This window comes from Corynebacterium sp. HMSC034E11 (genome assembly GCF_001835905.1).
Lineage (GTDB): Bacteria > Actinomycetota > Actinomycetes > Mycobacteriales > Mycobacteriaceae > Corynebacterium > Corynebacterium coyleae.
Genome location: NZ_KV826393.1, coordinates 28252 through 41303 on the forward strand (window position 1 = coordinate 28252; position 13052 = coordinate 41303).

The 13052-nt window shown below is 64.9% G+C and carries 13 protein-coding genes; 6 read left to right on the forward strand and 7 right to left on the reverse strand.

What is annotated here, in order from left to right; genetic code table 11:
• Positions 1-469 precede the first annotated feature (469 nt).
• Genes HMPREF2690_RS03155 through HMPREF2690_RS03165 form a run of 3 tightly spaced genes read left to right on the forward strand, consistent with a single transcriptional unit; the run spans position 470 to position 3406 of the window.
• Positions 470-2194, forward strand: coding sequence for a carbon starvation CstA family protein (locus HMPREF2690_RS03155; RefSeq protein WP_070820172.1), 1725 nt, complete (start codon positions 470-472; stop codon positions 2192-2194).
• Positions 2178-2435, forward strand: coding sequence for a cory-CC-star protein (locus HMPREF2690_RS03160; protein WP_070421363.1), 258 nt, complete (start codon positions 2178-2180; stop codon positions 2433-2435). Before HMPREF2690_RS03155 ends, HMPREF2690_RS03160 begins: the two co-directional genes overlap by 17 nt.
• Positions 2426-3406: an ArsA family ATPase gene (locus HMPREF2690_RS03165; protein ID WP_070820173.1), complete on the forward strand. Its 981-nt coding sequence runs from the start codon at positions 2426-2428 to the stop codon at positions 3404-3406. The genes HMPREF2690_RS03160 and HMPREF2690_RS03165 overlap by 10 nt, the downstream gene beginning before the upstream one ends.
• A 414-nt stretch (positions 3407-3820) precedes the next feature.
• On the opposite strand, the gene HMPREF2690_RS03170 is transcribed toward HMPREF2690_RS03165, so the two are convergent.
• Positions 3821-5131 (reverse strand): deoxyguanosinetriphosphate triphosphohydrolase, encoded by a 1311-nt coding sequence (locus HMPREF2690_RS03170; RefSeq protein ID WP_070421361.1) that lies wholly within the window; start codon positions 5129-5131, stop codon positions 3821-3823.
• A 19-nt stretch (positions 5132-5150) separates the two neighbouring features.
• Here HMPREF2690_RS03170 and HMPREF2690_RS03175 point away from each other — a divergent pair, with 19 nt between their 5' ends.
• Positions 5151-7169 carry a TPM domain-containing protein gene (locus HMPREF2690_RS03175; RefSeq protein ID WP_070820174.1) on the forward strand — a complete coding sequence of 673 codons (2019 nt, stop codon included), beginning with the start codon at positions 5151-5153 and terminating at the stop codon, positions 7167-7169.
• 83 nt (positions 7170-7252) lie between these two features.
• Here the strand turns inward: HMPREF2690_RS03175 and HMPREF2690_RS03180 are convergent, their stop codons facing one another.
• From HMPREF2690_RS03180 to HMPREF2690_RS03190, 3 genes are read right to left on the reverse strand one after another with little or no spacing between them, the layout of a single operon-like run.
• Entirely contained in the window at positions 7253-7693 is a 441-nt protein-coding gene (locus HMPREF2690_RS03180) for a hypothetical protein (RefSeq protein WP_070820175.1), read from the reverse strand.
• The gene (locus tag HMPREF2690_RS03185; protein ID WP_070613970.1) at positions 7690-8196 is read right to left on the reverse strand and encodes a hypothetical protein; all 507 of its coding nucleotides are present in this window, start codon (positions 8194-8196) and stop codon (positions 7690-7692) included. The genes HMPREF2690_RS03180 and HMPREF2690_RS03185 overlap by 4 nt, the downstream gene beginning before the upstream one ends.
• Positions 8196-9578, reverse strand: a complete 1383-nt coding sequence (locus HMPREF2690_RS03190) for a glycine--tRNA ligase (RefSeq protein WP_070421399.1) — start codon at positions 9576-9578, stop codon at positions 8196-8198. Before HMPREF2690_RS03190 ends, HMPREF2690_RS03185 begins: the two co-directional genes overlap by 1 nt.
• A gap of 164 nt (positions 9579-9742) precedes the next feature.
• On the opposite strand from HMPREF2690_RS03190, the gene HMPREF2690_RS03195 reads away from it, so the two are divergent.
• Both HMPREF2690_RS03195 and HMPREF2690_RS03200 read left to right on the forward strand, forming a co-directional pair.
• Positions 9743-10096 (forward strand): ArsR/SmtB family transcription factor, encoded by a 354-nt coding sequence (locus tag HMPREF2690_RS03195; protein ID WP_070453541.1) that lies wholly within the window; start codon positions 9743-9745, stop codon positions 10094-10096.
• Positions 10097-10171: 75 nt separating this feature from the next.
• The gene (locus tag HMPREF2690_RS03200) at positions 10172-10600 is read left to right on the forward strand and encodes a Fur family transcriptional regulator (protein ID WP_070772129.1); all 429 of its coding nucleotides are present in this window, start codon (positions 10172-10174) and stop codon (positions 10598-10600) included.
• Here HMPREF2690_RS03200 and HMPREF2690_RS03205 read toward each other — a convergent pair.
• From HMPREF2690_RS03205 to era, 3 genes are read right to left on the reverse strand one after another with little or no spacing between them, the layout of a single operon-like run.
• Positions 10597-11322 carry an isoprenyl transferase gene (locus HMPREF2690_RS03205; RefSeq protein ID WP_070569577.1) on the reverse strand — a complete coding sequence of 242 codons (726 nt, stop codon included), beginning with the start codon at positions 11320-11322 and terminating at the stop codon, positions 10597-10599. The genes HMPREF2690_RS03200 and HMPREF2690_RS03205 overlap by 4 nt on opposite strands.
• A 9-nt stretch (positions 11323-11331) precedes the next feature.
• Complete coding sequence (gene recO, locus HMPREF2690_RS03210) at positions 11332-12048, reverse strand: DNA repair protein RecO (RefSeq protein ID WP_070772127.1); 717 nt, start codon at positions 12046-12048, stop codon at positions 11332-11334.
• Positions 12038-13000 carry a GTPase Era gene (era, locus tag HMPREF2690_RS03215; RefSeq protein WP_210401377.1) on the reverse strand — a complete coding sequence of 321 codons (963 nt, stop codon included), beginning with the start codon at positions 12998-13000 and terminating at the stop codon, positions 12038-12040. Before era ends, recO begins: the two co-directional genes overlap by 11 nt.
• Between the last annotated feature and the right edge of the window lie 52 nt (positions 13001-13052).

Sequence of the window (13052 nt, forward strand, 5' to 3'; positions counted from 1 at the left end):
CAAAATGCGCGCAGTGTTTGAGGATGAAGGGGTCACGCTGGTCGCGTAACCACGCACGCGTCATCTGACGGGTCGAGCCACTCCAACTCTTTGCAATCAACCCCCTCGGCTATAGCAGTCGCAGTTTCCTTCCATGCTGTGAACTCGGCTGCCAGCAGGCTGGGGTCTTCCGAAGTAAACGCTTCTCGAAGGTCACGCGCGCACGCCTCTCGATCGTCCGGGGAAAGCGAGAGCATCCAAGGAAACGCTCGAATCATTCGTTCCACGCGATCAAACAAACGCCTTCGCCTTTCGACACAGCTAGCAAAGTTCTACTACGCAAACTTATGCGGTCATCGCGCGGAAGTCGAGGGGTATCAGACATCCTGCTCACGTAAAACAGCGCATAAAACACCCAAATGGATACTTAAGAGTGTGCTGTGTGTCATAATTCGCAAACTGTGAACCACGACACGAATGGAGGATGCCCATGAGCTCGCTCATCCTAGTGCTCGTCGGCCTCGCGATGATGGCCGCCGGCTACCTGCTGTACTCGAAGTTCCTGGGCAAAAAGGTGTACCAACTCTCGGACGCCTACTCCACGCCCGCCCACACCATGGAAGACGGCGTGGACTACGTGCCCACCAACAAATACGTCCTGTGGGGCCACCACTTCACCTCCGTGGCAGGCGCGGCGCCGATCATCGGCCCGGCCGTCGCGGTGATTTGGGGTTGGGTGCCGGCGTTCCTCTGGGTGACGCTCGGCACGGTGTTCTTTGCGGGGATGCATGACATGGGGGCGCTGTGGGCGTCGCAACGCCACCGCGGGCACTCCATTGGCACGCTGTCCGGCCGCTACATCGGCGCGCGCGGACGCAACCTGTTCCTCATCGTGATCTTCCTGCTGCTGCTCATGGTCAACACGGCGTTCGCGGTGGTGATCTCTAACCTGCTGATCTCCACCCCAACCGCCGTCATCCCCACCTGGGGCGCGATCCTCGTCGCCCTGCTGATCGGCCAGGCGATCTACCGCTTCAACTGGAACTTGCCGCTGGTGTCCTTCGTCGGCGTCGCCGCACTCTACGGCCTGATGATCCTCGGCGACCGCATGCCGCTCGCCCTGCCCGAAGTCATGCTGGGTATTCCGGATCGCGGCTGGTGGATCATCTTCCTGTTCCTCTACGCCTTCATCGCATCCCTGCTGCCGGTGTGGGTGCTGCTGCAGCCGCGTGACTACATCAACGGCCTGCAACTGTTCGTCGGTCTGATCATTCTGTACGGCTCGTTCTTCGTCGTCCGCCCGGAAGTTGTCGCCCCGACACTTCGCGATTCCGTCCCCGACGGCACCCCCGGCATCTTCCCACTCCTGTTCGTCACCATCGCCTGCGGCGCGATCTCGGGCTTCCACGGCATTGTGTCCTCGGGTACGTCGTCGAAGCAGATCGATAAGGAAACCGACGTGCGCTTCGTCGGCTACTTCGGCGCCGTCGGCGAAGGCCTGCTCGCACTGGGCACCATCGTTGCGACGACCGCCGGATTCAACACCATCACGGATTGGGAAAACATCTACAACGAATGGAACGCTGGCGGCGTGGACGCCTTCATCCAAGGCGGCGGCGCGCTGATGAACGAAGGCCTGGGCATCCCACAGTCCCTGTCCGCAACAATCTTGGCGACGATGGCCGTCCTCTTCGCCGCCACCACCATGGACTCCGGTATCCGCCTGCAGCGCTTCGTCGTCACCGAAATCGGCGATCTGATAGGCTTCAAACTTTCCGGCCTTATCGCCACCATCATCGCGGTCGGCTGCGCACTCGGCCTGACGTTCTCCATGGGCATCGACGGCTCCGGCGGCATGCTCATCTGGCCACTGTTCGGCACCACCAACCAACTCATGGCCGGCCTGACCCTGTCCATCGTGGCGATCATGCTGACCAAACTGCGCCGCCCTTCCTGGCCAGTGCTCGTCCCGCTGGTGTTCGTCACCATCATGTCCCTGTGGGCGGCGGTGCTGCAGGTGCGCACGTTCTACAACTCCGGCAACTGGCTGCTACTCGTCCTCGACGTGATCATCATCTGCTGCGCAATCTGGGTCATCGTCGAAGCGTTCACGGCGATCGCGAAGGCACGCCGCGAGCCCGCAGTGACCTGGCGTGACGACGAAACCATGCCCGGCGAACACGCTGCCGCCGCAGCTGATGCTCGAGCGATTTAAAGCCTTCGCGGCCGGCCTGGACGAGTTCTACAAGGCGCCCTATCGTCGAGAATTTGCCCGCGCCGCCCGCGAAGAAGACGACCTGTTCACGCTGCTCGTCGCCTCCGAAACGCTCGGCATCCCCAACCCCGCCTCCTTTTACACCCTCGAGCTCATGCCTTTGCTTTACGACGAATTCCACGCCTGGCACACCCGCATGGGCATGTCCCACTCCCCCTTGGATGGCGTGCGATGCTGCTAGAAACCGCACCCGTGATGTTCTTCGGCGGCAAAGGCGGGGTTGGCAAAACAACCGTCTCCGCCGCCACCGCGGTACGCCTCGCCGAAGCCGGCCGGCGCGTACTGCTGGTGTCCACCGACCCGGCGCACAACCTCGGCCACATCTGGAACGTGTCGCTCTCCGACAGACCGACCGAACTCGAACCCGGGCTTTCCGTCGTCGAACTCGACCCCACCACCACCACCGAACGCCACCTCGCCGACGTTGAACAGTCCATGCGGGCAATGATGCCGGAACGCATGCACCCCGAAATCCGCCGCCACCTGGACCTGTCGCGCAACTCCCCCGGCATGCACGAGGCGGCGATGCTGGAACGCGTGGCGGAACTCGTGGACACGCAAGGCGTCGACCACATCATTTTCGACACCGCCCCCTCCGGCCACACCTCCCGCCTCCTTGCCCTGCCGGAGTTGATGGCGGCCTACACCGGCGGGCTGATGCAGCGCCGCGAACAGTCCGACAAGTTCTCCCGCGCCCTGCGTGGCCTCGGCGGCGCGGACGAGGACCCGGTGCAGCGCCGCAACCAGCAGATCCGCACCACATTGTTGCGCCGTCGCCGCAAGTTCGAGCGCCTGCGCGACATTCTTACCGACCCGGCCCGCTGCACGTTCACCATCGTGCTCACCGCCGAGCGGCTTCCGGTCCTCGAGAGCACCGAACTTTACGACGACCTCACCCAACACCACATCCGCGTCTCCGGCCTCGTCGTCAATCGCCGCAGCCCCGCCGACACCGCTGGGGCTGGCACTGGCGCTGGTGCTGGCGCTGGCTCGAGCGCCAGCGAGTTCTTGGCTGCCCGGCGCGCCGTGGAAGACGAAGCGCTTGCCCTTCTGGACGCGAAACTGCCCAACGTGCCGCGCGTGGAACTGCCGTGGCTGCCCGGGGAGATCGGCACCCGCGCCGCGCTCGCCGACATCGCCGCCCGCCTCTAGCAGCCCCGCCCCGATCTCTGCGGTTCAAGGGGGAAGGTGTCCGATTGGCAGCTTAGGGGCAAACCCGAACTCGGATGCGCGGCACGACCACAGTGGAACACAGTGAAGGGCAGTAGGAATCGCCGTCGGGACGAGTTCGGGTTTGCCCCTAAGCTCACTTTTCGCCGTATTCATCCTCGGCGCGGTATAGGCTCACTCGCAGTATCTGCGAGCGAGAGGAGCCCCCATGTGCCGTCCCGTCCCCTGCACAACCTGCGGCAAGACCACCTGGGCAGGCTGCGGCAACCACGTTGACCAGGTCAAGGCTGGCGTCGCGTCCGGACAATGGTGCGAATGCCCGCGCGACGCGAGCAAGACGAGCAAGCGCGGCTTCTTCAGTCGGCTCTTCGGCTAATCCACCGCGACCGCGCGGGCTTAGTAGAAGCCTTCGAAGGCGCTGGCTTTCTTCGCGGTGCGCTCGAGGCGGGACTCGGTCATGGAAGCGATCTGGTCGATGATCACGCGCTCGCGCTCCGCGTCGGTGTCGGCGGCTTCGAACCAGGCACGGAACATCGTGTCGAGGGTGCCCGGGGCGCCGGCGCGCAGGTACTCATGGACGCGGTAAATCCGGTCGCGCTGACGGTCCTGACGCGCGAGATGGGCGGGCACGTCCATGACGTAGAGCACCGCGACGGTTTTGAGCAGGCGGACTTCGGCCTCGACGTCGGGAGGAACGATGAGGCGGCCGTGCTGGCGCCCCATCAGGCCCGAACCGGCGCCCACGCCGCCCGCGCCGCCCGCGCCCGCGCCGGCAGCAGCGTCGGTGCCTAGGTTCCCGTCGAGGGTCGCCTTGGTCACGCCGCCGATGTAGCGTCCCACCAACTGCGACGTCAGCCCCTTCAGGCGAACCCAAGAGGACAGGGTGTAGTCGAAGTCGGCGGCGGCTGCGATGGCGGGAAGGGCGCGGAGGCGGTCGGCGGCGTCGACGAGTGAGTCGGCGTCGCCACCAAAGGCGGCGGCACCCTTCTCGGCAAGGGCGGCGAGTTCGACGAAGTCCCACAACACCTGCAGGGAGACGCGCCCGGAGACGATGCCGTCTTCGACGTCGTGGACGGAGTAGGCGATGTCGTCGGAAAAGTCCATCACCTGTGCCTCCATCGGTGGCATGTCGTCGGTGTGGCCTTCGCGCGCCCACGCAAGCACCGCCGCATCCTCGTCGTAGGCGGAGTACTTCCGGTTTAGGGTGCCGTCGGGGTTGGTGCGGGTCACGGGGTATTTCACGGCGGCATCTAAGGAGGCGCGGGTGAGGTTGAGGCCGTAAGAGTGGTCGTCGATAAGCACTTTGGGCTCAAGGCGCGACAGGATGCGCAACGTCTGCGCATTGCCCTCGAAGCCGTCGGGCGCGACCTCGTTGAGCGCGACTTCGCCGTTGTGACCGTAGGGCGGGTGGCCGATGTCGTGGGTGAGGCCGGCCATCTCGCACAGGTCGGGGTTCAGGCCGAGGCCCTCGCCGATGCCGCGCGAAATCTGGGCGACCTCCAGCGAGTGCGTCAGGCGCGTGCGCGGAGTGTCACCGTCGCGCGGGCCAACAACCTGGGTCTTGTCCGCTAATCGACGAAGCGCCGCCGAATGCAACACACGGGCCCGGTCACGCGCAAACGCACCCCGCGAATCCGGCGCAAGCTGCGCCCCCTTCGGACCCTCGGCGGTGCGGCGTTTCGTATCGTCGGCGTTATAGGCGTACACGAAGCGCTACCCTAGTCGCATGACTAGCCGTTACCTTCGCGTCCTCGCCGTCGGCGGCATGCTGTTTCTCGCAGCGCCCGCCTCAGGTTTTGCCGAAACGCCCGCGCTTGCGCAAGGCGTGGCCACGGAAACCACCGTCCAGCCAGGGCTTTTAACCAAGCCTGTGACCGACGACGCCGGCGTGCTCACCGATAACGAGCGCGCCGAGATTGAACAGGCGATCCAGCAGGTCAGCCAGTCCCAGGGTAAGTCGGTGCGTGTGGTGTTCCTGCGTACCTTTGGCGGCATCAGCCCGTCCGACTGGGTCGACCAGGCCGTCGCCGCGAACGGTTCCAACACCGCCGTGCTGGTGATTTCCCCCGACGAGCGCGCCTACAACGTCGGCGGTGGCGAAGAATGGACCCAGGCCGAGATCGACCGGATGAACGACGCCGCCTACGCCCAGCTAAGCCAGCACAATTGGTCGCAGGCGGCGCTGAATGCGGTTGAGTCGGTCGATGGGTCGTCGTCGTCAAGCAATAGCGATGGCGCGGGCGCTGGCTGGGTCGCAGGCGGCCTCGGTGTCGCGGCGCTTGCCGGCGGTGGCATGTACGCGGCAACACGCAAGGGTTCGCGCAAGCAGCAGGCCAAGCAGATCGCGTCTGCGAAGGCGCTCGACCCGGCGGATACTGACTCGCTCGGCCGCCTGCCCACCGCGACCCTGGAGGAGGTCGCGCGCGACGCGCTCGTGTCCGCCGACGAGTCCATCACGCAAGGCAAGGAGGAGCTGAAACTGGCCACCTCCGAATTCGGCGCCGAGCGCGTCCGCCCGTTCACCTCCGCCATGAACGACGCCACCCGCACCCTGCAGCGCGCGTTTTCCACGCACCAGAAACTTTACGACGCCATCCCCGAAACCGAACCCGAAAAACGCGCCATGCTCCTCGACATCATCTCATCGTCGGGCAAGGCTGAACAGGCGCTTCGCGACAAAACCGCCGAGTTCAACGACATGCGCGGCGTCCTCATGCGCGCGCCCGAAGAGGTAGACAAGATCCTCGCCCGCACCGTGGACATCCGCGCGCGCCTCGAGCCCGCCCGCGCCACCCTTGCGCAACTGCGGGAGGCGTATGCGGTGGAGATGTTGTCGTCGATAGTGGACAACGTCGATGTTGCGCAGGCCTCCCTCGACGAAGCCGAAAAGGCGCTTAACGACGCCCGCAGCCTCGCCGCCCAACCCGCCGGCCGCCAAGGCGCACTCCTGGACACGCTCGCGGCTGCCTCGCACGCCGTGGAGGTCTCCGACACCAACCTCAACGCCATCGAACACGCCGAAGAGAACATCCGGGCGGCGAAAACCAATTTGCCAGCGCTTATCGACGAAATCCGCGCCGAACTCCGCGACATCGAAACCGTCAAGGGCTCCCGTGAGCAGGGCGCGCGTATCGACGTCGCCTCTTTGAACGCGGTTTCCGCCAAGGCCCAGCGCATGCTCGACGCAATGGGCAACCGCGCCGACACCGACCCGCTCGCCCTCTACGAGGAACTGGCGAACATGGACGCCGAAATCGACGACGCCCTCGACCGTGCCCGCGGCGTCGCCGGCGACCAGGCCCGCGCGCTGCAACTGTTCGACCAGCAAATGCAGGTCTGTGCCGCGCAGATCCAGCGCGCCGAAGACCTGATCCGCTCGCGCGGCCGCATCATCGGCTCGCACGCGCGCACGTTGCTGGCTGAGGCGAAGCGCCAGCACGCCCAGGCGCTCCAGCTGCGGGTGCGTGACACACGTGCAGCTATCGACGCCGCCCGCACCGCCACCGACACCGCCCGCCGCGCCGAAAACTCCGCCAACGACGACGTGCGCCGCTACCAAGCGGCCCGCAACCGCCAAACCGCCGACTCGCTGGCCAGGGCTGTGCTGTGGGGCACGCTGCTCTCCGGCGGCGGAGGCGGTGGGGGCTACAGCGGCGGATCCCGCGGCGGCGGGGGTGGCTTCGGCGGCGGTGGTGGCGGAGGTTTCTCCGGCGGGCGCCCCTCTAACCGCGGCGGCACGTTCTAGGCCGCGCGGGGCCGCACAGCCAGGCTGACGCAGCGGTGGTGCTGGCCCGCGCTGGGCAGCCGCGCTGCCGGGCCGCCGCGGCGCTAAATGCGGGTGCGGCGCGCGGGCGTGTCCACGAAGGTCAGCGCCCACGTCATGAAGACAAGATCCTCCATGGGCAGGTCGGCCTCGGCTGCAGCGTCGACATCCGCTTTGACCTCAACGTGGAGGTCGCCCGAGGCCTTCCCGCGGGTCACGGCGACGAGGGTTCCGGCGGCGTCGCGGATCTCGCGGTGCAGGCCGGTGCGGTTCAGGGTGTAGCGGCGCCCGTCGCAATCCGCGGTGTAGCGCGCCACCGTAAACCCAGCCTTGCGCAGAACATACTCCCCGCCCGTATCCGCATCGACGGCCTTAAACCGGCGCGCGCTCCCGGCGGTGATGCGCAGCACCGCGCTCGGGTGTGCCCCACCGACGGTGATGGTGTCGGCGGTGGCGGTGGCGCGGGTGCGGGAATCGTCGAGAAGCGTGGCGCCCTGCCAAATCACAGCAACGCCACCACAACGATGAACAGCGACAAGAACACCAAAGTGCTGATCAGCGCGGTCGAATTGACCATCTTGCGGGCCTCAAGCACCTCGCGGGTCAACCACGCAAGGCCGGCAACCTGGGTGGGCGGCAGGTCGGTCTCGCCCTCGAACTCGAGGATCGCCTTGCGCACACCGTTATGGTCCTGGGTGAACTGGGCAACCTTCTCGCCGCTCGCATCCTCGACCACCCAGTTCTTGGAGGTCTCCGGGACGAACGCGTAGGCGTGGCCCTCGATGACCAGGTCGATGCGCTTCGCGCGCTTCAAACTGTTCGACGTGCGCACGATCTCCTCGCCGCGGCGCGTCGCCACCGCACCCGATTCGGGGTGCGACACCAACTGCCACTCGTCGCCGCCCACAACGGCGTGGTCGTGCGAGAACACACCCAACACCTCGGGTCCGGCCTCCGCGAGCAACTTCGGCGCGTCGCGGTCCGTGCGATCCCAGCTGACGTAGTGCATTAGCAGCCGATCAGGCGGGCGGCCAGGTAGGCCTCCAGCTCGTCGAGAGGCACGCGCTCCTGCTCCATCGTGTCGCGCTCGCGAACGGTCACAGCGTTGTCCTCAAGGGTGTCAAAGTCGTAGGTGACGCAGAACGGGGTGCCGGTCTCGTCCTGGCGACGGTAACGACGACCAATCGCACCCGAGGTGTCAAAGTCCACGTTCCAGTACTGGCGCAGCTTGGTGGCCAGCTCCTCGGCGGGGCCGGCGAGTTCCGGCTTCTTCGACAGTGGCAGCACGGCAACCTTCACCGGCGCGAGGCGACGGTCCAGGCGCAGCACGACGCGGGTGTCGGTGCCGCCCTTGGCGTTGGGTGCTTCTTCTTCATCGTAGGCGTCGATAAGAAATGCCATCATGGCGCGGCCCAGGCCAGCGGCCGGCTCGATGCAGTACGGGATCCAACGCTCCTCGTTCTGCTGGTCGTAGTACGACAGGTCCTCGCCGGACGCCTCGGAGTGGGTCTTCAGGTCATAGTCCGTACGGTTGGCCACACCCTCGAGTTCGCCCCACTTGGAGCCGGTGAAGCCGAACGCGTACTCGATGTCCACGGTGCGCTTGGAGTAGTGCGACAGCTTCTCCTGCGGGTGCTCGTACAGGCGCAGGTTCTCCGGGTTGATGCCCAGGTCGACGTACCAGTTGAAGCGGTTTTCAATCCAGTACTCGTGCCAGGTTTCGTCCTCGCCTGGCTTGACGAAGAATTCCATCTCCATTTGCTCGAACTCGCGGGTGCGGAAGATGAAGTTGCCCGGGGTGATTTCGTTGCGGAACGACTTGCCAATGTTGGCGATGCCGAACGGCGGCTTGAGGCGCGCGGACGTCATCACGTTTTTGAAGTTAACGAAGATGCCCTGCGCGGTCTCCGGGCGCAGGTAGTGCAGGCCTTCCTTGTCGTCGACGGGGCCGAGGTAGGTCTTCATCAGGCCGGAGAATTCCTTCGGCTCGGTCCAGTTGCCAGGCTGGCCGGTCTCCGGGTCGTTGATGTCGGCGAGCCCGTTTGCCGGCGGGTGGCCGTGCTTCTCCTCGTACGCTTCGATCAGGTGGTCGGCGCGGTAGCGCTTGTTGGTGTAGAGCGACTCAACGAGCGGGTCGGTGAACACCTCGACGTGACCGGAGGCTTCCCACACGCGGGTGGGCAGGATGATGGAGGTGTCGACGCCGACGGTGTCGGGGCGGGAGGTCACCATGTGCTTCCACCACTGGCGCTTGAGATTTTCTTTCAGCTCGACGCCGAGTGGGCCGTAGTCCCACGCGGAGCGTGTTCCGCCGTAAATCTCACCTGCGGGGTACACCAAACCACGGCGTTTGCAGAGGTTGACGACGGTTTCGATCTTGGATGCGGGCATCACAATCTCCTGCGTGTAATACGGTTGCCAAAATACGTCGATCAGTCTAGCCGTTTCACTTTGCGACGACGCAGACGACCCTTTGGACATAAGTCCCACCTTTACGCCTGCTTCGAGTAAACTGTGTGACAACTGTGTAGGACTGTCGTCGAAAGGGGCCGCCCATGCGTGACGACCTTCGCTTTTCGCCGGAGGAGTTAGACCACACTGCCGCACTGATCCGAGTGCTGGATTCGGAGATGCGTCTTCGGATTTTGCTGCTGCTGCACGATTCACAGCGCGCGGTCCATGAGTTGGTGGGAATTTTGGGGAAGTCGCAGCCGCTGGTGTCGCAGCATTTGCGGGTGCTTCGCGACGAAGGCCTCGTCGCCGCCAAACGCTGCGGCCGCGAAGTCGCCTACGAACTTGCCAACCCCACCGTGATCCGGATTATCCACGCGCTCGTAGACCATGCCTGCGAGTTCTACGCGCCGGCCGCTGACACAACCCGGCGCACGTCGGTGCCGGGCCAGGACTAGCCCGAATCAGCACTAGGCAAGATCCGGCTAGGCCTCGTCCCAGCCGAGTGCCATCCCCGGCTAAGCTGGCCCGGTATGAACCGCCCACACAGCACGCGTCCGGTCCCGAAGCTTGGCCCGAGGATGACTAAGCAGCGCGCGGCGGTCGTCGATACGCTGCGTGGCTTAGACAAATTCGCCTCCGCACAGACCATCCACGAGATCCTCACCGACAACGGCGAATCCGTCGGCCTGACCACTGTCTACCGCACGCTGCAATCACTCGCGGAGGTCGACGCGGTGGACGTGCTTTACTCCCCCGAAGGCGAAACGCTCTACCGCGACTGTCTCGCCGACCACCACCACCATCACCTGCTGTGCTCCAAATGCGGGCGCAGCGAGGAAATCGAAGGCGGCCCGGTAGAAAGATGGGCCGAGGTGATGGCGAAGCACTACGGCTACGAACTCGTCGGCCACGACGCCGAAATCTACGGCGTGTGCCGCGACTGCCAGGCCAAACGCTAGCTATCGAACTTATCTACCGCGCCGCCAAAGCGCCGGTCGCGCTTCGCGTACTCCAGCACCGCGTCCCACAGGTCCTGCTTAGTAAAGTCCGGGAACAGCACGTCCTGGTACACCATCTCCGCGTAGGCCGACTGCCACAGCAGGAAGTTTGAGGTGCGCTGCTCCCCCGACGGGCGCAAGAACAGGTCCACGTCCGGCATGTCGGCGCGATACAGGTAGCGCTGGATGGTTTTTTCGTCGACGTGGCGCACGTTGTCGTCGATAAGCGCCTGCACTGCGTCGGTGAGCTCGGCGCGACCGCCATAATTCACGCACATCGCAAGGGTGAGCCCCGTGTTGTGCTTCGTGAGCTCCTCAGCGACCTCAAGCTCCTCAATCACGCTGCCCCACAGTTTCGGGCGGCGCCCACACCACACCACGCGCACGTTCTTCTCATGCAACTCGTCGCGCTGACGGCGCAGCACATCGCGGGTGAAGTTCATCAAAAAATGCACCTCGGAAGGGCTGCGCTTCCAATTCTCCGTAGAAAACGCGTACGCGGACAGCCACTCCACCCCACCAAGTTCGATGCAGGCGTCGACGGCGTCCATGAGCTTCTCCTCGCCCACCTTGTGCCCCTCGGTGCGCTTGAGGCCCCGTTGCTGCGCCCAGCGGCCGTTGCCGTCCATCACCAGTGCGATGTGTTTCGGGATGAACTTCTTGTCAATCTTCGGTGCGCCCATGGGCGTTAATTATGCCTGCTCCATGATCTTCAGACTCTTCAGCCCGGCCTCAAGGTTGTGCTGCACGTGTGCCACGGTCGCGCGGTGAATCTGCGCAACGCGTATCGACGACACCCCGTAGCCTCCCCGCAACAACCACATATCGTGCAGCGTCTCCGGATCCACATCCATCGAGCCGGTGGGCCGGCAGTTGTTACACACCGCCCCGCCGACGGTGGCGTTAAACGCCTTGTGCGGGCCTGGCGCCTGGCAGTTCGCGCAGTTAAACAGGCTTAAACCCCAGCCGGCGTGCTCGGTGGCCTTGAGCACGAACGCGTCGAGCACCAGCGTCGGATGCTGGTCGGTCTGCAGGTTGGTCAGCGCCTCCTGCACGAGCGCGAACAGTTCCGGATCACCCTGGTCGTAGGAGAGCTTCTCGGCGACCTCCATGACGGCGCAGGCGGCGGCGTAGCGGTCGAAGTCGTCGATAATGCGGGCGCCGAAGTAGGTGACGGTGTCGGCGCCGGTGATCGTCGATAAGCCTCTGCCCGGATAGACCTGCACATCCACATCCACGAACGGCTGCAGGCGCGAGCCGAAGCGGCTTTTCACCTTGCGCACGCCCTTCGCCACCCCGCGCACCAGGCCGTGGTTGCGGGTCAGCAGGACGATCACGCGATCCGCCTCACCGAAATCGTAAGTGCGCACCACAAAGGCGCGATCGCGCCACGACGGCCTAGAAGCCAAGCCGGCCCAACGCCTTCGGATCCTGCTGCCAGTTCTTCAGGATTTTCACGCGCACATCCAAGTAGATGTTCTGGCCAACCAGGTCGATGATCTGCTTGCGCGCACGGTGCACAATGCCGCTTAAGCGCCGCCCGTCCGGGCCTTCGATGATGCGCTTTTGGCCCGGGCGCTCCAGATACAGCACCGCGTAGATCATGGTGCGCTCCGGGTTGTTCGGGTCCGGGTGCATTTCGTCGATTTGGACGGCGACGGAGTGCGGGAGCTCGTCGCGAAGACCGCGCAGCGCCTCCTCACGGATCAACTCGGCGATACGCGTCTCCACATCCTCGTCCGTGGTGTGGCCCTCCGGGTAGAACCGCGGACCCTCCGGCAGATGCTCGATCAGGATGTCCAGCAGCGTGTCCGTCTGCACACCTGCGGTTGCGGAGACCGGCACGACCTCGCAGTCGGGGCCGAGCATGTCGTGCAGTTCGAGCAGGCGCTCGCCGACGGTGTCCTTGCCGGTCTTGTCCAGTTTGGTCACGATGCCCACGATCGGCGTGTTCGGCTTCGTTTTGCGGATCTCGTCGAGGATGAAGCGATCACCGGGTCCGATCTTCTCGTCCGCCGGCACGGTAAAGCCGATCACGTCGACGTCCGCGAAGGTGTCCTTCACCACGTCGTTGAGCCGCTCGCCCAGCAGCGTGCGCGGGCGGTGAATCCCCGGCGTGTCCACCACAATGACCTGCGCACCGTCACGGTTGATCACGCCGCGGATCGGGTGGCGAGTCGTCTCCGGCTGGTCGGCCATGATGGCGATCTTCTCCCCCACCAGCGCGTTGGTCAGCGTGGACTTGCCGGTGTTCGGCCGCCCGACGAAGCTGACAAAGCCCGACTTGAACCCGTCCGGCGTGTTTGTGAAACCGCCGTCAGCGATCGCGTCTTCTGGCAGGTTGTCCGGGAAATCAATCATGGTGCGCATCCTACCGTTGTGGATAACTTTTTCGGTGGTGTGGGAGTTATCC